This window comes from Nannocystis pusilla (assembly GCF_026626665.1).
GTDB classification, from domain to species: domain Bacteria; phylum Myxococcota_A; class Polyangia; order Nannocystales; family Nannocystaceae; genus Nannocystis; species Nannocystis pusilla.
Genome location: NZ_JAPNKE010000002.1, coordinates 7,855,193 through 7,871,906, shown reverse-complemented (window position 1 = coordinate 7,871,906; position 16,714 = coordinate 7,855,193). Strand labels below are relative to the sequence as shown.

The window sequence follows — 16,714 nt, the reverse complement described above, 5'->3', positions numbered from 1 at the left end:
AGCGATGATGAGGGGCCGCGAGGCTGCCCGATGGAGTAGCCTGGCCGATCTGGCTGCCGATGGGACAGGCTGGCGGCGCGGCCCGAGGCACCGAGGCGGCGCGATCGCCCGACGGGCGCGATGTCTGCGCGGATGATGATGAGGTGGTAGCGAGGCTGTCCGATGGGACAGGCGACATGAGGACGCGCAATTCGGGGCGTCAGTCGTCGTCCTGTTCGCGGGCCTCGGCGGCGGCGAGGGCGGCGGCGGCGGCCTCCTCGCGTTGACGGCGGATCTCCGCGAGCTCCGGGGCGAGGGCCTGCTCGTCGAGGCCGCGGCGGGTGGCGGCCCACAGGGCGGCGTCGTGGACGCGGGAGTCGGGCTCGAGCAGGCCGGCGGCGAAGGCGTGGCGCTCGTCGGGGTCGGGGGCGCCGGTGCGGTTGCCGAGCGCGAGGAGGGCGTTGCGGCGCATGAGGCGGTGGGGGATCCGCCTCAAGGCGGTGTGGCGGACGAAGCCGCGGTACTGGGCGCCGCCGAGCGCGGCCATGGCGGTGACGGAGGGCGCGGGGCGGGGCGCGGGCGGGAGCCAGGCGACGGCGGGGATCCGCGCGTTGCGGCCGAGGCCGGCGTTGTACGGGCAGACCTCCTGGCAGACGTCGCAGCCGGCCAGGCGCTCGCCGAAGTACGGAGATGTCCTCGGGGACATGTCCGCGGTGCTCGATGGTGAGGTAGCTGAGGCAGCGCCGCGGGTCGAGCTGGCCGGGGGCGTCGAAGGCCGCCGTCGGACAGGCGTCGAGGCAGCGGGTGCAGGCGCCGCAGGCGTCCCACGGAGGATTGGCGGGCGCGGCAGCCGGCTGGTCTTCGGGCCAGGTAGCAGTGCAGAGGATCTCGCCGAGCAGGACGTAGCTGCCGAGGCCGGGGACGATGAGGCAGCCGTGCTTGCCGAGGAAGCCGAGGCCGGCCAAAGCGGCGGCGCTGCGCTCGAGGACGGGCTTGGTGTCGACGCAGATCAAGCTGCGCACGCCCGGCAGTTCGGCGTGGAGGGCCGCCTCGAGGGCGATCAGGCGCTGGTGGACGACGGTGTGGTAGTCGCGGCTGCGAGCGTAGCGGGCGATCGGGCCGGGATCGCCGCCGTACGGGACCGCGGCGACGAGCAGGGTGCGGGCGCCCGGGAGCATGCCCTCGGGACGCTTGCGCAGGTCGAGGGTGCGCGCCATGAAGTCCATGTCGCCGGCCTTGCCGGCCGCGACGTAGGCGTCGAGCGCGGCGCGAGCCGGCGCGAAGCCGGGATGGTCGAGGCGCACGACGCCGAGTTTTAAAGGCCGTTGGCCTCGGCGACGGCGGCGAGGCGGGCGAGGATCGCGGGGGTCAGCTCGCGGGCGGGGGCGGCGTCAGGGACAGAATTCGAGCTGTCCTGAGGGACATGTGATGGCGCGACCGGGCCTGTGCTGGCGGCGCTCGGGTCGTTCGCCGGAGGTTCGGGGCGCAGCTCGTGGTCTTCCGCGGGCCTGGCTTTCGGGACAGGTGGATTCACGGCGCCTCTGGCGGGCGGGCGGGGGCGAGGTCGAGCCTCTGCAAAAGATCGTAGACGATGCGGGCCGTGGCGCCCCACAGCGGGGGCTCGTGGATCTGGAACTCGTGCAGCTCGTAGCGCTGGCCCTGCCACTCGCGCTCGCCCGCGAAGCGGTAGACGGCGGGGTCGGAGACGCGGCGCAGCGAGGGCATGAGGACGGCGGTGACCTCGGCCTCGGCGTGCGTGGGGACGAAGGGGCCGTCGACCAGGCCGACGAAGGGGATGATGACGTAGCCGGTGGGGACCGGGACGGGGTTCAGGCGACCGAGCACGGTGACGCGGCCGGGCGGCAGGGCGACCTCCTCCCAGGCCTCGCGCAGGGCGGTGGCGACGAGGTCGGCGTCCTCGGGGTCGGGCTTGCCGCCGGGGAAGGCGAGCTGGCCGGGGTGGCTGCGCAGGTTGCCGGCGCGCTCGATGATGAGGAGGCGCGGGCCGTCACCGGGTGTCTCTTCGACCAGGATCGGGGCGAGCACGGCGGCGTGGCGGAACGGCGCGGGATCGGGCAGGGGGCTGCCGATCGCGTCGAGGCGCAGGCTGAGGTCGCGCGGGAGAGAGGGCACGCGCGCGGAAGTTTGGCACATCACCAGGCGGGCGGCCGCACCGGTCGACCGCCCTGCACGACCAGCGCGGGGCGCTCGAGCACGCGGATGTCGGCCAGCGGGTCGCCGTCGACGACCACGAGGTCGGCGATGAAGCCGGGCTTGACCTGGCCGAGGTCGCGCAGGCCGAGCAGCTCGGCGGCGTTCCTGGTGGCGGCGACGATGGCGTCCTTCGGGGCCATGCCGAGGTCGACCATGACCGAGAACTCGCGGGCGTTGTCGCCGTGAGGGAAGACGCCGGCGTCGGTGCCGAAGGCGATCTTCACGCCGGCCTTGGCGGCGCGGGCGAAGCTGTCGCGCATGCGCGGGGCGATGAACCTGGCCTTGGCGGCGCTGTCGGCCGCGAGCTTGCCGCCGTCGGCGGCCTGCTCGATGACGCGACCGACGTAGACGGTGGGCACGAGGAAGGTGCCCTTCTTCTTCATCATGGCGATCGCGTCGGCGTCGAGCAGGCTGCCGTGCTCGATGCTGTGGACGCCGGCGCGCACGGCGTCCTTGATGCCCTCGGTGCCGTGCGCGTGGGCGGCGACCTTGCGCCCGGCGCGGGCGGCCTCGTCGACGATGGCGACCAGCTCGGCCGGGGTGAGCTGCGGGTCGCCGGCGCCGTCGCCCGAGCTGAGCACGCCGCCGGTGGCGCAGACCTTGATCACGTCGGCGCCGAGCTTGATCTGGTGGCGCACGGCCTTGCGCACCTCGTCGGGGCCGTCGGCGATGCCGGCGCGGAAGTCGGGCGGGCCGCCGAAGACGTCGGGGCGCAGGCCGTTGGTGTCGTCGCAGTGGCCGCCGGTGATGCCGATCGCGTGGTTGGCGGCGACGATCCGCGGGCCGCTGATCCGGCCGGCGGTGATGGCGTCGCGCAGGCTGCGGATGGCGAAGGTGCCGCCGACGTCGCGCACGGTGGTGAAGCCGGCCAGCAGGGTGGTGCGCGCATGGGCGGCGCCGCGCAAGGCGAGGTCGGCGTCGCTCTCCTGGACCTCGCGCATGACGCCCTCGGCGTGCGAGGGGGCCATCTCGCTCAGCAAGTGGGTGTGGGCGTCGATGAGGCCGGGCAGGAGGGTGCGGCCGCCGAGGTCGATGACCGCGGCGCCGGCGGGGGTGGCGAGGCTCTTGCCGATCTCGGCGATCCGCCCGCCGCGGACGAGGACGTCGACGCCGACCTGCGGGGCGCCGCCGCTGCCGTCGATGAGCCGGGCGTTGCGCAGCAGGAGGGCCTCGGCGTCGGCTGTCTCTGGGGACATGTCACTGGCGCGCACGACGGGGGCGTCACGGTCGGGGACCGGACAGACGGCCACGGGCGCAGCGGTTCGGGGCGCGGGGCTCGCGGCGCAGGCGGAGAGGAGGGCGCAGGCGAGGAGCAGGCGGGGCGACACGCGGGGATGATGCCACGCCCGCGGGGGCTCGACGCGGACGGCGAGCGCGGCGATAGTCGCGGCCGGATGGCGACGCCCCCGAAACCGAGTGGCCCTACGAGGTGTCCGAGTTCGCGTGCCATCGCTGCGGCAACTGCTGCCGCGGCGACGGTGACGTGGCGCTGACGCCGGACGACGTGACGCGGCTGGCCGCCCACGCGGGGCTCGCGGTCGAGGCGTACCTGGCCCGCTACACGTGGCAGCGCGAGGACGGGGCGACCTGTCTCATCGACCAGGGGGACGCGCTGCGCTCGTGCGTGTACCTGACGCCCGAGAACACGTGCCAGGTCCACGCGCTCAAGCCGACGCAGTGCGTGGGCTTCCCGATGAAGTGGCGGCCGAGCGACGCGCTCGAGATCTGCGCCGGGCTGCGCGCGGCGGCGGGGTTGCCGTACCCGACGCGGCGGACGATGAACCGGCGCACGGGATAAGCCATGGCGCGCAGGCAGGACCTCCCGGCCGGGGCGGTGGCGCCGCTGTTCTGGCTGTTCACGCTGGTGTTCGCGGCGATGGTGCTGTCGCGGTTCGACGGCTTCGGCGGGCAGCTCCCGGCGCCGGCCCACGCGGCGATGCTGTGGGCCTGCTTCCCGTTGCTGCTGGTCGCCGGCGCGCTCGAGGGGCGCATCGACTACGGCGAGCACGCGCGGCGGATGCCGCTGTGGATGGCGATCGACTCGCGGCCGGTGCGCTACACGTTCGCGCTGGCGCTCACCTACCTCGGGCTGGTGGCGATGCAGACGTTCGAGGTGTCGCTCGGGGTGGTCGACCCGCGCGCGCCCGCCGAGTGGCCGCCGACGCAGCGGCTGTTGTGGTTCCTCGGGTTCTCGTTCGGCATGGGCTTCGCCAATACCTGGCGGCCGCCGGGGCGTTGATCCCCGGGCTGCGAGTGCTGACGGCGCCCTTTTCGCGCCTGCCCGCGCCGGTCGGACTCGGCTTGTTGCTGGCGCTCGGGCTCGGCCTCGCAGCGGCGGCGTTCGAGCTGCTCGCGTTCGGGCCCGACGTGCGCGCCGGCGTGGCCGAGGCGGCCGCCCGCGTGTGGCCACCAGAGTAGCCGGCGGCGCCGCCGAGAGCTGGCGACGGGTGTTGCGGTCGAGATCGGTGTTCTGATCGATAATTGAATAATTTCAAGGAGAAATGCGACGGCGCGGAGATTGAACAGGGCGCGGCATCCGGTCCAGCAGCGGACCACAAAAAGGATTTATGGCCATGTCGTTCATCACCCGTATTCGCACGCTCTCCCTCACCGCCCTCACCGCCGCGATCGTCGTCGCGCCCGGTTGTGACGATGCCGCCACGTACGAGGCGCTCGGCGTGACGGTCGAGGACCTCGAGGTGATGTCCGCCGACGAGCTCGATGCGCTCGACGCGGAGCTCGAGCAGCTCGACCTCGCCGAGGAGCGGCTGGTGACCCACCGCCCGCACAAGCGCCCCGAGGGCCTGAAGGAGCTCCGCAACCCGCTCGTGTACACTCACACGGAGGGTCTCGGCGTCAACGAGGACCTGAAGATCCGGCCGCGCCCGACGCACGAGGGCGAGGTCCCCGCCCCGGCCTCCGACGCGTTCGCGGCCGAGCCCGACGTGCTCCCGCCGTGTGACACGCACGGCGAAGATGTCGAGTTCGCCGCGGAGTGAGCAGACACGTTCACGACCTCACCAAAGCGTGAGGTCGCACGCCCCCCGGAGCGCGCAACGGTCGCGCCGGGGGGCGTGCGCTTGAAAGTATCATCGAGTTCGGCAAGCGTTGGGTCCTGGCGCACGCGCCGACGAGGTGAACAGAGTGGTGGTGATGACGACGCTCGGGGTCGACGCCCTGGTTGTGCTCGGTTGGCGCGAATGGGTCGCGTTGCCAGATCTGGGGATCGGCGCGCTCAAGGTCAAGGTCGACACCGGCGCCCGCACCTCGGCCTTGCACGCGTTCGGCGTCGAAAAGCTGCCCAACGCCAGGGTCCGCTTCCGCGTCCATCCGCAGCAGAACCACGACGACGAACACGTGGTGTCGGAGGCCACGCTGGTCGACGAGCGCGTGGTCCGGACGTCGGGCGGCCACAGCGAGCTGCGACCGGTGGTGCAGACGACCGTCCGGGTCGGGATGTACGAGTTCGCGGTCGAGCTGACGCTGTCGAACCGGGCGCTGCTCGGCTTTCGCATGCTGCTCGGGCGCGAGGCGGTGCGCGGGCGCTTCCTCGTCGACCCCCAGCGGAGCTACTGCTGCGGTCACAGGCTGCGGAGGGTGTCGTGAAGCTCGCGATCTTGTCGCGCGACGCGTCGCTGTATTCGACCAGCCGGCTGCGGGAAGCGGCCGAACACCGCGGGCACGAGGTGAAGGTCGTCGACTACCTGCGCTGCTACATGAACATCACGTCGAGCCGGCCGCACGTGGTCTACCACGGCGAAGACCTTACCGACGTCGACGCGATCATCCCGCGGATCGGGGCGTCCAACACGTTCTACGGGACGGCGGTGGTCCGCCAGTTCGAGATGATGGGGGTGTTCACGCCGAACCGCTCGCAGGCCATCTCGCGCTCGCGCGACAAGCTGCGGTCGATGCAGATCCTGGCGGCGAAGGGGATCGGGCTGCCCGTCACGGGTTTCGGCCACTCGATCAAGGACATCGAGGGCCTGCTCGAGGTGATCGGCGGGCCGCCGGTGGTGGTGAAGATGCTCGAGGGGACGCAGGGCATCGGCGTGGTCCTGGCCGACACTCCCGCAGCGGCGCGCAGCGTGATCGAGGCGTTCCGCGGGCTCGACGTCAACATCCTGGTGCAGGAGTTCGTCAAGGAGGCCGAGGGCGCCGACATCCGCGCGTTCGTGGTCGGTAACCGCGTAGTGGCGGCGATGAAGCGCCAGGGAGCACCGGGCGAGTTCCGCTCGAACCTCCATCGCGGAGGCAAGGCGACGAAGATCAAGCTGACGCCGAAGGAACGTTCGACGGCGGTGCGGGCGGCGGGGATCCTCGGGCTCAAGGTGGCGGGCGTCGACATCCTCCGCAGCCGCCGCGGGCCGGTGGTGCTCGAGGTGAATTCGTCGCCGGGGCTCGAGGGGATCGAGCGCACGACCGAGATCGATGTGGCGGACACGATCATCGCTTACATCGAGCGGTCGGTGGCGGGGGCGGACAAGAAGAGCGAGACGCCCAGTCCTTACTGAGCTGCCGCGGTTGCAGCAGGGCGAGCTTCGAGTGGTGGTTCGCGTATTGCCGACTGCGCCTCGCGGGGGTCCGGGAAGGTCCGGCCGCGAGTTAACCGGCCGGATGCGCGCTCGTTCCTCGCACCCATCCTGCCTCTAATTCGCGGCCGGCCCTTCCCCGGACCCCTGGCACGGCTGCAGCCGTGAGAAGCCGACTCGCCGTCGTGGGCTCCGCCATGGGCTGTCCTTTGGAGCAGATCGTCGGCGCCGGTTCGACGGCCAGGGCTGGCCGCCGAACCGACGCTCTCTCGCGTCAATAACGGCGTGTCCTTGCCGCGCGGCGAGCTCGCGCGGCGAACTCGCGCGGTGTGCTCGCGCGGTGAGGCGACGGGTGACTCGAACGCGGCGAGACCTCGAGTGAGGTGTCGGGACGCGGCGTTGGCTGTCGCTTGGAGCATGTCGCATGGGACATGTCCCGAGATTCAGGAGACCCAAGTACGAAACCCCACGGACGGGGTCGTCCGAGGGGCTTGCGGAGCGCCGAAGAGCCGGGGCGCGGCTCGGGTGGGCTCAGCCGATGGTCGGGGCGACGTAGCCGCCGAGGGTGAAGGCGATGATCAGCGCGAAGATGACCAGCGACTCGATGAAGGCGAGGCCGAGGAGCATCGGGACGAGGACCTTGCCGGCGCTGTTCGGGTTGCGGCAGATACCCTCGAGGGCGGCCGCGACGGCGCGGCCCTGGCCCAGGCCGCCGCCGAGGGCGGCGAGGCCGATGGCGATCGCCATGGCGAAGCCGTAGATCGAGCGCTCGGAGCCGGAGGTCTCGGCGGCGCCGGGAGCGGCGAGGACGATCGCGGGGACGAGGAAGGTGAACAGGAAAGAGGCGATCTTGGTGATGTTGCGCATGGGACAGCTCCGAAACGGCCAGGGCCGCGAGGACAGGGGCTCAGTGCTCTTCGGCGTGCTCGACGGCGAGGCCGATGAAGATGATGGTCAGCAGGGTGAAGACGAGGGTCTGGACGATCGCCACGACCGTACCCAGCAGGAGGAACGGCAGCGGCACCAGCAGCGGCACCATCAGGGCGACCACGCCGACGACCTTGTGGTCGGCGACGATGTTGCCGGTGAGGCGCAAGGACAGCGAGACCGGGCGGGCCAGGTGGCTGACGATCTCGATCGGCAGGAACAGGAAGAACAGCCAGGGGAAGCCGCCGATCTTCGGCCCGAGGAAGTGCGCGAGGTAGCCGAAGCCGTTCCTCACCACGCCGGCGACGTTGTAGACGATGAAGACGATCAGCGCGAAGACGAGGTTGGTCTTCAGCGTGTCGGTCGGCGGCAACATGCCGGGGATCAGACCCTGGATGTTGCAGACGAAGATGAACAGCGCCAGCGAGCCGGTCAGCGGGAGGAACCGCTTGGCGTCCTCCTCGCCCATGACGTCGGCCGAGAGGTTGTAGACGGCGCCCACGAAGCCGTCGACCATCGCCGCCAGGCCGAAGTTGCGCGGCGGGATCACCCCGCGCGAGCTGTCCTGCAGGCTGGCGCGGTAGCGCAGCGCGGCGATGATCAGGACCACGAAGGCGAGGAGAGCCCCGGCGACGTGCACCAGCGTGAAGTGCGTGGCACCGAAGATCAGGAACGCCTTGTCACGGGCCAGATGCTCGGCGGCGCTGGACTCCAAGTGCGCCCAGAACTCGGGCATCAGGAGCGTGTACCAACTGTCGTGATCACCCATGTTCAGGCGTCCGGTTCGGGATCGTCGCGGGAGAGGTCGGCGCGGCTCTGGAGAGCCGCCAGGCAGAAGGCGACCAGGGCCGCCAAGACCCCTGCTGCGAGCCCCTCAGGTCGGCCGGGCATGTACCAAAGGACGGCGACGGTCGCAAGAGCAGCGACCGGCCAGCGCACCAGTGCAAGACCGACTCCGCCGGCCCCGCCGGCCCCCCGCTGCGGGTCGGCCTGGACCTCGGCCACCAGACGCACCACGGCCCGCGCGAGCGAACCGAGGTTGACGAAGCCGATCAGAGCCCCCGCGACCACGCTCCACGCCTGCTCCGCGCCCGCCAGCGCGGCCGCCGAACCGGCCGCGATCACGGTGAGCGTGAGCGTCCACAAATACACGCGGCGCCGCACGAGATCCCAGGTGTCGGCGCGCACGACTACCGGACCTCGGGATCGTCAGTCGACTCGTGACTTTGCCCCGCAGCAGCCCGCTCCTCGGCCTCGAGGCGGGCGCTGAACTTGCGGGCGGTGCGGACGATCGCCACCCCGGCGGCGCCGATGCCGACGCCCAGGCCGATGTACGTGGTCCACGGGGCCCAGTGCGTGACGTGGCGCTCGAGCCACATGCCGCCGAACGCCCCGATGGCGATCGCCACGGCCATCTCGATGCCGACCGAGCCGGCCTCGGCGAGCACGAACCACCGCCCCTGCTGCTTGAGCAGCGGCTCTCTCTTGCGACGCTCGGTCATGGCAAACCTCCCCCGCTAGCCGTAGCGACGGGCGACCGCGGCGAAGGCGGCCTCGGCGGCCGAGAGGGTGTGGTCGAGGGCCGCGGCGTCGTGGGCGAGCGAGACAAAGCTGGCCTCGAATTGCGACGGCGCCAGGTAGACGCCGCAGGTCAGCATCTCGCGGTGGAATTCGGCGAACGCGCCGAGGTCGCTGGCCTTGGCGTCGTCGTAGTCGTGGACCTCTCCCTCGCGGAAGAAGCCGGTGAACATGGCGCCGACGCGGTTCATCACCACCGGGACGCCGGCCTTGGCGGCCCGCGCCGACAGGCCGGCGGCCAGGGCGGCGGAGGTCGCCTCGAGGGCGGCGTACGGGTCGTCGCGGGCGAGGATCTGCAGGGTCGCGAGGCCGGCGGCGACGGCGACCGGGTTCCCGCTGAGGGTGCCGGCCTGGTAGACCGGGCCCAGCGGGGCGACGTGCTGCATGATGTCGCGCCGGCCGCCGTAGGCGCCGACCGGCATGCCGCCGCCGACGATCTTGCCGAGGCAGACGAGGTCGGGGGTGACGCCGTAGCGCTGGCCGGCGCCGCCGAGGGCGACGCGGAAGCCGGTCATGACCTCGTCGAACACCAGGACCACGCCCTCGCGGGTGCACAGGTCGCGCAGCGCCTGCAGGTAGCCCGGGCGCGGGGGCACGCAGCCCATGTTGCCGGGGACCGGCTCGACGATGATGGCGGCGACGTGGCCGCGGTGCTGCTCCAGCACCTGCTCGACCGCGTCGACGCTGTTGAACGGGACGGTGAGGGTGTCGGCGACGGTGGCCGCGGGCACGCCCTCGGAGCCGGGGATGCCGAGGGTCGCGGCCCCCGAGCCGGCGGCGACCAGCAGGAAGTCGGCGTGGCCGTGGTAGCCGCCGTCGATCTTGACGATCTTGCTGCGGCCGGTGAACCCGCGGGCCAGGCGCAAGGCGCTCATGGTCGCCTCGGTGCCCGAGGAGACCAGGCGGACCATGCCGCCGTGCAGCGCCGGGACCAGCCGGCACAGCAGCTCGGCGAACTCGACCTCGCCGGCGCTACATGCCCCGAAGGACAGGCCGTCACGGGCGGCGCGGCAGACCGCGTCGACCACCTCGGGGTGGGCGTGGCCGAGGATCGCCGGGCCCCGCTGCCGACGTAGTCGACCAGAGTGACGCCGTCCTCGGTCAGCAGGTAGGGCCCGCGCGCGGCGCGGATGAACGGCGGGTCGCCGCCCACGGCCTTGAACGCGCGCACCGGGCTGTTGACGCCGCCGGGGATGACGAACTGGGCGGCGTTGAAGAGCGCGCGGCTGTTGGCGCCGGCCCGGCCGTCGCCGGGGATCTGGGTCCAGAACTCGGGCGTGGTGCTCATCGCTGTCCTTCAGGCCAGGTGCCTCGGAACATGTCCGTGGAGGCAGGTTACTCTTCGCCGCCCTCGTCGCCGGCGGGCTCGTCGCCGGCGGGGGCCTCGACGGCCTCGCCGACCTCCTCGCCGGCCTCCTCCTCGCGGTCGACGATGCGCTCGACCGCGACCACGCGCTCTTCCTCGCCGATGCGGATGATGCGGACGCCCTGGGTGTTGCGACCGATCTCGCTGATCGAGGCGGCGGTGGTGCGGATGACCTTGCCGCGGCTGGTGACGACCATGACGTGGTCGTCGGCGTCGACGCGGAGGGAGGCGACCACCGGGCCGTTGCGCTCGGTGACCTTGATCGTGATGATGCCGAGGCCGGCGCGGTTCTGGACCTTGTAGTCCGAGGCGGCGGTGCGCTTGCCGTAGCCCTTGGCGCACATGGTGAGGATCGAGCCCTCGGTCTCGGGCTCGAGCACGGCCATGCTGACGACGGCGTCGCCCTCGCGCAGGTCCTGGCCGCGCACGCCGCGGGCGGTGCGGCCCATCGGGCGCACGTCGTCCTCGGTGAAGCGGATCGCCATGCCCTGGGCCGAGGTCAGCATGATCTGCTGCTTGCCGTTGGTCAGGCGCGCGTCGATCAGCTGGTCGCCGTCCTCGATGGTGACGGCGATGATGCCGGTCGAGCGGATGTTGGCGAACTCGTCGAGCGCGGTGCGCTTGATGTAGCCCTGCTGCGAGCACATCACCACGTAGAAGTGGCCGCCCTCGAGGTCCTCGTCGCGGTACGGGACCATGCCGAGCACGCGCTCGCCGTCGCGCAGGTCGAGGAAGTTGACCAGCGCCTTGCCGGCGTGGTCGCGGCGGCCGGCCGGCAGCTCGAACACGCGGGTGCGGAACACCCGGCCGGTGTTGGTGAACATCAGCACGTGGGCGTGGGTGCTCGCCTCGAACAGCTCGACCACGAAGTCGGCGGCGTCGCGGCCGACGCCGCCCTTGACGCCGGTGCCGCCGCGGCCCTGCACCCGGTACTCACCGACCGGCAGGCGCTTGATGTAGCCGTTGTTCGTCAGCATGACGATCATCGGCTCGTCGGCGACCAGGTCGATCGGCTCGATCTCCGAGTCGTCGTCGACGATCTCCGTGCGGCGGTCGTCGCCGTACTCGTCGCGGATGCCGACCAGCTCGCCGCGGATCACCTGCATCAACATCGCGTCCGAGCCGAGGATGCTCTCGAGGTACGCGATCGTCGCGCACAGCTCCTTGTACTCGCCCTCGACCTTCTCGCGCTCGAGGCCGGTGAGCCGCTGCAGGCGCATGTCGAGGATCGCCTTGGCCTGGTTCGGCTTGAGGTGGTACGGCCTGCCCTTCGCCGCCTCGACCTCGGCCTCGGGCCGGCCGCAGCGGGCCAGGAAGCCGGAGAAGCCGTGCAGCGGCTCGGCGCACAGGGCCTCGCGCGCGGCGTCGGGGTCGGGCGCGGCGCGGATGATGGCGATGATGCGGTCGATCGCGTCGATCGCGACGCCGATGCCCTCGACGATCTCGCGCCGCTCCTGCGCCTTGCGCAGCTCGTAGCGCGAGCGGCGGGTGACGACGACGCGGCGGTGGTCGAGGAAGTGCGTCAGGCACTCGTGCAGGCTCAGCACCTGCGGCCGACCGCCGGCGATGGCGATCATGTTGACGCCGAAGCTGACCTGCAGGTCGCTGGATTTGTAGAGCGAGTTGAGGACGACCTGGGCCGAGGCGTCGCGCTTGACCTGAATCCAGATCCGCATGCCCGTGCGGTCGGAGTAGTCCTGCAGGTCGCTGATGCCCTCGAGCTTCTTCTCGCGCACGAGCTCGGCGATGTGGCTGATGAGCCGCACCTTGTTGACCTGGTAGGGGATCTCGTGGACGATGATCGCCTCGCGGCCCTTCTCGTCCTCTTCGATCGTGCACTTGGCCCGCAAGGTGAGGCTGCCGCGGCCGGTCGCGTAGGCCTGGCGGATGCCGGCGCGGCCGATGATCTGACCGCCGGTCGGGAAGTCCGGGCCGGAGACGATCTGCAGCAGGTCGCGGGGCGGCAGCTTGGGGTCGTCGACCAGGGCGATGCAGGCGTCCACGATCTCCCGCAAGTTGTGCGGCGGGATGTTGGTCGCCATGCCGACGGCGATGCCGACCGCTCCGTTGAGGAGGAGGTTCGGGATCTTGGTCGGCAGGACGCTCGGCTCGAACTCCTTGTCGTCGTAGTTCGGCGTCCAGTCGACGGTGTCCTTGTCGAGGTCGGCCAGCAGCTTCGAGGTGAGCCGCTTCATGCGGACCTCGGTGTAACGCATGGCCGCCGGCGCGTCGCCGTCGATCGAGCCGAAGTTGCCCTGGCCGTCGACCAGCGGGTAGCGCATGGCGAAGTCCTGGGCCAGGCGGACCAGCGCGTCGTACACCGAGGCGTCGCCGTGCGGGTGGTACTTGCCGATGACGTCGCCGACGACGCGCGCGGACTTCTTGTAAGGCTGCGCGTGGGTGTTGCGCAGCTGGTCCATCGCGTACAGCACCCGGCGGTGAACCGGCTTGAGGCCGTCGCGCACGTCCGGCAGCGCGCGCGAGATGATGACGCTCATGGCGTAGTCCAAAAAGGAGCTACGCATCTCGTCTTCGATGTTGATCCCGGTCTTCTGCTCGCTCGCCATACGCCGTGAGGGGCGGGAGGATAGCGCGGGCCGTCCGACGCGGCTACGCGCTTTTGCCGGCCGCTGCAGGCCCCGGCGGCGCCCCCCGCGCCCCGGCGGTGCCCGGCCCTCCAGCGCCTTCGCAGGGGCCCGCAGCGGCGGTCCGTGAGGGCGTCGTCGCGGATGCGCCGCCTCACGAAGCGCGCCAGCGCCTCCAGGCGGGAAATTCACGCGTAGTCACGGAGTTTTGCCGCGCGTGCGGCGGGATCGCGGCCCCGCGGTGGGGGATCGCCGGGCGGGAATGGGCGACCGCGGCCCCGCGGTTGTTCACGCGGCCGGGCGGCCCGTTGCGGCTTGTAAGGCCCCGCGGCCTGCCCCAGCATCGAAAATGAGGAGGTACCGGAATGGAATCGACCTGGTTCGTCGTCGCGGATCGCAGTCAGGCCCTGGTCTTCGAGGTCAACGGCTCACGCATGAAGCCCACGCTGACCCCGATCGAGACGCTCGAGAGTCCGGAACGCCCGCGGTACGAGCGGCGCGGCGGCCAGAGCAGCGCGTCGGGCCGGCGCGATCTGGTCAGCGAGACCCGCGGCGCGGCCGAGGAGCAGGACTCGAAGTTCGTGCGCCAGATCGTCGAGCGGCTGACGCAGGCCCAGCACCAGCGCCAGTTCGGCCGCCTGGTCATCGCCGCCCCGGCCGACTTCGTCGGCCGCCTGCGCGAGGTCGCCAGAGGCCCCCTGCAGAAGTCCGTGGTCCGCGAGATCATCGGCGACTACACCAACGACTCGGTCCAGGCGCTGCAAGAGCGGGCGCGCCGGCACGAGTGGCTGCACTGAGACAGTCTCTTCGGACATGATGAAAGGGACAGGTCCTCGGGGACCTGTCCCTTTTTCGCGGGCGCGACGGCCGGCGCTACCAGCGGCCCTGGATGTTGCGGATCATCGCGTAGGGGTAGGGCAGCGGGCTGGCCGAGGCGTCGTCGAGGGCGCGCAGCTGCTCGCCCGACAGCTTGAGGTCGGCGGCCTTGAGGTTGTCGCGCAGCTGGTCCTCGGTGCGGGCGCCGAAGATGCAGGAGGTGACGCCCGGCTTGTGCAGCAGCCACGCGAGCGCGACCTGCGACGGCGTGGCCCCGAGCTCGGCGGCGACGGCCTTGACCGCGGCGAGGGTCCGCCAGTTGCGGTCGGTGTCGAAGGCGGCCAGCCGCTCCTTCCACTTCTCCAGCCGGGTCCCGGGCGGCGGCGGCGCGCCGCGCTCGATCTTGCCGGACAGGAAGCCGCCGCCCAGCGGCGACCACGGCAAGATGCCGAGCCCGTGGCGCACGCACGCGGGCACGAGCTCGAGCTCGAGGTCGCGGACGATCAGGCTGTACTGCGCCTGCAAGCTGACGAACCGCTCGAGGTGCCTGGCCTCGCTGGTGTAGATGCTCTCGACCAGGCGGTAGGCGGCGTAGTTGCTGCAGCCGATGTAGAGCACCTTGCCGGCGCGGATCAGGTCGTCCAGCGCGCGCAGGGTCTCCTCCTCCGGCGTGTCGCTGTCCTGCATGTGGATCTGGTAGAGATCGATGCGGTCGGTCTGCAGCCGGCGCAGCGAGTCGTCGACGCAGCGGACGATCCGCCGCCGCGAGGCGCCGGTGCCGTTGGCGCCCTTGCTCATGCGGAAGCGGAACTTGGTCGCCAGCACGACCTCGTCGCGCCGCTTGGTGTCGGCGAACCACTTGCCGATCACGCGCTCGCTGAGGCCGTCCTGGCCGTACACGTCGGCGGTGTCCCAGAAGTTGACACCTGCCTCGAGGGCCAGGTTCATGATGCGGAACGAGGTCGCCTCGTCGCACCCGACCTTGTGCATGAACGAGTTCTCGTCGGCCTCGCCGAACGTCATCGTGCCGAGGCACAGCGTCGACACCGACAGGCCGCTGCGGCCGAGATTGCGGTACTCCATGGGTCCTCCCCCGCGCGGTCGCGGGCGGGTGGACTCTACGAGCGGCGAGGGCCGGTCTGACGCGCGACGCCGACCGAAGGCGATCGGTCGGCGTGCCACGCGACGCAGCAGGCTCTACAGTGGAGGTGACAGCCCGGAGCGGACGAGAGTCCACGCGTTCGGGCTGGGCGGTTCGGGTCCGGCGCGCGGCCCCGAACGCAGGGGCCGTACCCGGAGACGGGGTGGAAGGTGAGGTCTGGCGCCTCCAGGTGAAGGCCGCCAGGGTGCGAGAACAGCGGTCTAGGCGCTGTCCCGACGGGCGCCGAGCTTGCCCGGCGAGGCAGGAGCCGGGGCTTCTGCGCTGTCGTTGGCGGGCCAGGTGTGGGCAAGCCCCAGAGCCAGGCGGGCACCAACCTGCGGAAAGGCGTACTGCACCTTGAGGCACAGGTAAACCCAGGGAACTTCGGTCTTCGCGGACATGGCGGCTCCAGGGGGGCAGGTCTGTAACAGCAAGAAGCTTGCCAAGCATGCGGAGCGTCAATTTGCCGAGAACGGGCCGCCAGGACGCCCTCCGAGCCGACATAGCGGTGTTTATCCCACGTCGTAAGCACAGGGCTGGAAGGCCACGTGACAGGGGACAGCCTGGGGGGGCGCGTCCACGACCCTCAGGGGCCTGACGAACGCGGTTCGAGCGCTGTCCCGATCGCGGACCCCGGGCCTTCGGCGAGGGCTGTCAGCGGCCTGATCTTCGGGACAGGTCTCGGACGGTCGCCCGGACACGCGTCCGATCGTCCTCGCGGACAGGATCAGCGCGCTGATTCCGCTTCGAGCTCGTCGGCGACGACCGCGGCGACCGCCGCCTGCGCGAGACCAAAAGCAGAGGGCCCACGAACGGGAGCGCCATGACGGCCACCCACGGCAGACCGAAACCCACGAGGGTCCCGCGATGCGCCCGCACGAGGGTCTTCTGATGCGAGTAGTCGCGGCCGGTGCGCTCGAAGTACGGGTCGAGCAGCTCCCAGGTGAAGGTCCGGGCGGCGTACCACAGCTGCAGCGGCGGCCCGAGCAGCGGCCCGACGAAGGGCACGAGGGTGAGGCCGAACAGGAGCACGGTGACGCCGAGGAAGTAGAGGGCGCGGCGGATGCTGCCGAGCGTCGAGGCCACGAACCCGAGCTCCGCCGGCCGCTCGAGCCGGGCCGCCAGCGCCGGGCTGGTCGCCCGCACGCCCGCCATGAACACGCCGTCGGCCAGGAACGGGAGGCCGATGCTGACGACGAAGTACGACAGCATCGGCGCGGCGACCAGCGCCAGCAGACCGCCGCCGATCCGCAGCGCCCATCTTCCGAGCCATGTCGTCCAGGACATGTCCCCATCGACAGGTACCATCCACCACAGGAGGCCGCCGAGCGCCGCCGTCAACGCGACCGCGAGGACGACGAGGACGATCGCCAGGCGGGCGTAGGCGCGGCGGACCTCGGCGCTGGCGAGCGCGAGCTGAAGCCCGCGAACGGCCAGCTGGACGCCGCGCGGGAGGCCCTGGGGGACGGCAGCAGGAGGCATGGCTCGCGAGTAGCACGAATCTTCGGTCGGGGTCGCGCTTCGGGCGCAACGGCGCGAGAACGCGGTCTGTCGGCTGGCACGATCGTCGGCGCCG

The 16,714-nt window shown here is 71.5% G+C and carries 19 protein-coding genes and 2 pseudogenes; 7 read left to right on the top strand and 14 right to left on the bottom strand.

All coding sequences use genetic code 11. The features are described from left to right. Positions 1 to 199 precede the first annotated feature (199 nt). The 5 genes and pseudogenes from OV079_RS34600 to OV079_RS34580 form a co-directional block, all read right to left on the bottom strand. A complete protein-coding gene (locus OV079_RS34600) occupies positions 200 to 685 on the bottom strand; it encodes an epoxyqueuosine reductase family protein (protein WP_267773632.1) in 486 nt (161 codons plus the stop codon). 46 nt (positions 686 to 731) lie between these two features. Then, positions 732 to 1,157: pseudogene (locus tag OV079_RS59110) on the bottom strand (epoxyqueuosine reductase); the annotation flags it as partial. Between the two features lie 137 nt (positions 1,158 to 1,294). Beyond that, positions 1,295 to 1,513 carry a hypothetical protein gene (locus OV079_RS34590; RefSeq protein ID WP_267773629.1) on the bottom strand — a complete coding sequence of 73 codons (219 nt, stop codon included), beginning with the start codon at positions 1,511 to 1,513 and terminating at the stop codon, positions 1,295 to 1,297. Continuing rightward, complete coding sequence (locus OV079_RS34585) at positions 1,510 to 2,112, bottom strand: NUDIX hydrolase (protein ID WP_267773628.1); 603 nt, start codon at positions 2,110 to 2,112, stop codon at positions 1,510 to 1,512. The genes OV079_RS34590 and OV079_RS34585 overlap by 4 nt, the downstream gene beginning before the upstream one ends. Before the next feature lie 20 nt (positions 2,113 to 2,132). Next, a complete protein-coding gene (locus OV079_RS34580) occupies positions 2,133 to 3,389 on the bottom strand; it encodes a metal-dependent hydrolase family protein (protein WP_267773627.1) in 1,257 nt (418 codons plus the stop codon). 233 nt (positions 3,390 to 3,622) lie between these two features. Here OV079_RS34580 and OV079_RS34575 point away from each other — a divergent pair, with 233 nt between their 5' ends. The 6 genes from OV079_RS34575 to rimK all read left to right on the top strand — a co-directional run bounded on the left by OV079_RS34575 (position 3,623) and on the right by rimK (position 6,707). Next, positions 3,623 to 3,991, top strand: coding sequence for a YkgJ family cysteine cluster protein (locus tag OV079_RS34575; protein WP_267773625.1), 369 nt, complete (start codon positions 3,623 to 3,625; stop codon positions 3,989 to 3,991). 3 nt (positions 3,992 to 3,994) lie between these two features. Then, entirely contained in the window at positions 3,995 to 4,432 is a 438-nt protein-coding gene (locus OV079_RS34570) for a hypothetical protein (RefSeq protein ID WP_267773623.1), read from the top strand. Positions 4,433 to 4,446: 14 nt separating this feature from the next. Then, positions 4,447 to 4,611, top strand: coding sequence for a hypothetical protein (locus tag OV079_RS34565; RefSeq protein WP_267773621.1), 165 nt, complete (start codon positions 4,447 to 4,449; stop codon positions 4,609 to 4,611). Between the two features lie 155 nt (positions 4,612 to 4,766). After that, the gene (locus tag OV079_RS34560) at positions 4,767 to 5,192 is read left to right on the top strand and encodes a hypothetical protein (RefSeq protein ID WP_267773619.1); all 426 of its coding nucleotides are present in this window, start codon (positions 4,767 to 4,769) and stop codon (positions 5,190 to 5,192) included. Positions 5,193 to 5,346: 154 nt separating this feature from the next. Beyond that, positions 5,347 to 5,799, top strand: coding sequence for an ATP-dependent zinc protease family protein (locus OV079_RS34555; protein WP_267773618.1), 453 nt, complete (start codon positions 5,347 to 5,349; stop codon positions 5,797 to 5,799). Then, on the top strand, positions 5,796 to 6,707 hold the full coding sequence (gene rimK, locus OV079_RS34550) for a 30S ribosomal protein S6--L-glutamate ligase (protein ID WP_267773615.1): 912 nt from the start codon (positions 5,796 to 5,798) through the stop codon (positions 6,705 to 6,707). Before OV079_RS34555 ends, rimK begins: the two co-directional genes overlap by 4 nt. 549 nt (positions 6,708 to 7,256) lie before the next feature. Here rimK and OV079_RS34545 read toward each other — a convergent pair. The 6 genes and pseudogenes from OV079_RS34545 to gyrA form a co-directional block, all read right to left on the bottom strand. Next, entirely contained in the window at positions 7,257 to 7,592 is a 336-nt protein-coding gene (locus OV079_RS34545; RefSeq protein ID WP_267711994.1) for an ATP synthase F0 subunit C, read from the bottom strand. A 40-nt stretch (positions 7,593 to 7,632) separates the two neighbouring features. Continuing rightward, the gene (gene atpB, locus OV079_RS34540; RefSeq protein WP_267773614.1) at positions 7,633 to 8,421 is read right to left on the bottom strand and encodes a F0F1 ATP synthase subunit A; all 789 of its coding nucleotides are present in this window, start codon (positions 8,419 to 8,421) and stop codon (positions 7,633 to 7,635) included. Between the two features lie 2 nt (positions 8,422 to 8,423). Next, positions 8,424 to 8,840 (bottom strand): ATP synthase subunit I, encoded by a 417-nt coding sequence (locus OV079_RS34535; RefSeq protein ID WP_267773612.1) that lies wholly within the window; start codon positions 8,838 to 8,840, stop codon positions 8,424 to 8,426. A 2-nt stretch (positions 8,841 to 8,842) separates the two neighbouring features. Beyond that, a complete protein-coding gene (locus OV079_RS34530) occupies positions 8,843 to 9,154 on the bottom strand; it encodes an AtpZ/AtpI family protein (protein WP_267773610.1) in 312 nt (103 codons plus the stop codon). Between the two features lie 15 nt (positions 9,155 to 9,169). Beyond that, positions 9,170 to 10,518: pseudogene (gene hemL / locus OV079_RS34525) on the bottom strand (glutamate-1-semialdehyde 2,1-aminomutase). Between the two features lie 47 nt (positions 10,519 to 10,565). After that, positions 10,566 to 13,163: a DNA gyrase subunit A gene (gene gyrA / locus OV079_RS34520; RefSeq protein ID WP_267773609.1), complete on the bottom strand. Its 2,598-nt coding sequence runs from the start codon at positions 13,161 to 13,163 to the stop codon at positions 10,566 to 10,568. Positions 13,164 to 13,546: 383 nt separating this feature from the next. Between gyrA and OV079_RS34515 the strand changes: the two genes are divergently transcribed. Further along, positions 13,547 to 13,978, top strand: coding sequence for a host attachment protein (locus tag OV079_RS34515; RefSeq protein WP_267773607.1), 432 nt, complete (start codon positions 13,547 to 13,549; stop codon positions 13,976 to 13,978). 76 nt (positions 13,979 to 14,054) lie between these two features. Here the strand turns inward: OV079_RS34515 and OV079_RS34510 are convergent, their stop codons facing one another. The 3 genes from OV079_RS34510 to OV079_RS34500 all read right to left on the bottom strand — a co-directional run bounded on the left by OV079_RS34510 (position 14,055) and on the right by OV079_RS34500 (position 16,620). Further along, positions 14,055 to 15,080: an aldo/keto reductase gene (locus OV079_RS34510; protein WP_267773605.1), complete on the bottom strand. Its 1,026-nt coding sequence runs from the start codon at positions 15,078 to 15,080 to the stop codon at positions 14,055 to 14,057. Positions 15,081 to 15,359: 279 nt separating this feature from the next. Next, positions 15,360 to 15,539, bottom strand: coding sequence for a hypothetical protein (locus OV079_RS34505; RefSeq protein WP_267773604.1), 180 nt, complete (start codon positions 15,537 to 15,539; stop codon positions 15,360 to 15,362). A gap of 253 nt (positions 15,540 to 15,792) precedes the next feature. Next, positions 15,793 to 16,620: an EI24 domain-containing protein gene (locus OV079_RS34500; RefSeq protein ID WP_267773603.1), complete on the bottom strand. Its 828-nt coding sequence runs from the start codon at positions 16,618 to 16,620 to the stop codon at positions 15,793 to 15,795. Between the last annotated feature and the right edge of the window lie 94 nt (positions 16,621 to 16,714).

Coding starts and splice junctions, on each gene's coding strand:
- OV079_RS34600 (WP_267773632.1), bottom strand. CDS start 685: ATGTCCCCGAGGACATCTCCGTACTTCGGCGAGCGCCTGGCCGGCTGC.
- OV079_RS34580 (WP_267773627.1), bottom strand. CDS start 3,389: ATGTCCCCAGAGACAGCCGACGCCGAGGCCCTCCTGCTGCGCAACGCC.
- OV079_RS34570 (WP_267773623.1), top strand. CDS start 3,995: ATGGCGCGCAGGCAGGACCTCCCGGCCGGGGCGGTGGCGCCGCTGTTC.
- OV079_RS34560 (WP_267773619.1), top strand. CDS start 4,767: ATGTCGTTCATCACCCGTATTCGCACGCTCTCCCTCACCGCCCTCACC.
- OV079_RS34555 (WP_267773618.1), top strand. CDS start 5,347: ATGACGACGCTCGGGGTCGACGCCCTGGTTGTGCTCGGTTGGCGCGAA.
- OV079_RS34545 (WP_267711994.1), bottom strand. CDS start 7,592: ATGCGCAACATCACCAAGATCGCCTCTTTCCTGTTCACCTTCCTCGTC.
- atpB (WP_267773614.1), bottom strand. CDS start 8,421: ATGGGTGATCACGACAGTTGGTACACGCTCCTGATGCCCGAGTTCTGG.
- OV079_RS34530 (WP_267773610.1), bottom strand. CDS start 9,154: ATGACCGAGCGTCGCAAGAGAGAGCCGCTGCTCAAGCAGCAGGGGCGG.
- gyrA (WP_267773609.1), bottom strand. CDS start 13,163: ATGGCGAGCGAGCAGAAGACCGGGATCAACATCGAAGACGAGATGCGT.
- OV079_RS34515 (WP_267773607.1), top strand. CDS start 13,547: ATGGAATCGACCTGGTTCGTCGTCGCGGATCGCAGTCAGGCCCTGGTC.
- OV079_RS34510 (WP_267773605.1), bottom strand. CDS start 15,080: ATGGAGTACCGCAATCTCGGCCGCAGCGGCCTGTCGGTGTCGACGCTG.
- OV079_RS34505 (WP_267773604.1), bottom strand. CDS start 15,539: ATGTCCGCGAAGACCGAAGTTCCCTGGGTTTACCTGTGCCTCAAGGTG.
- OV079_RS34500 (WP_267773603.1), bottom strand. CDS start 16,620: ATGCCTCCTGCTGCCGTCCCCCAGGGCCTCCCGCGCGGCGTCCAGCTG.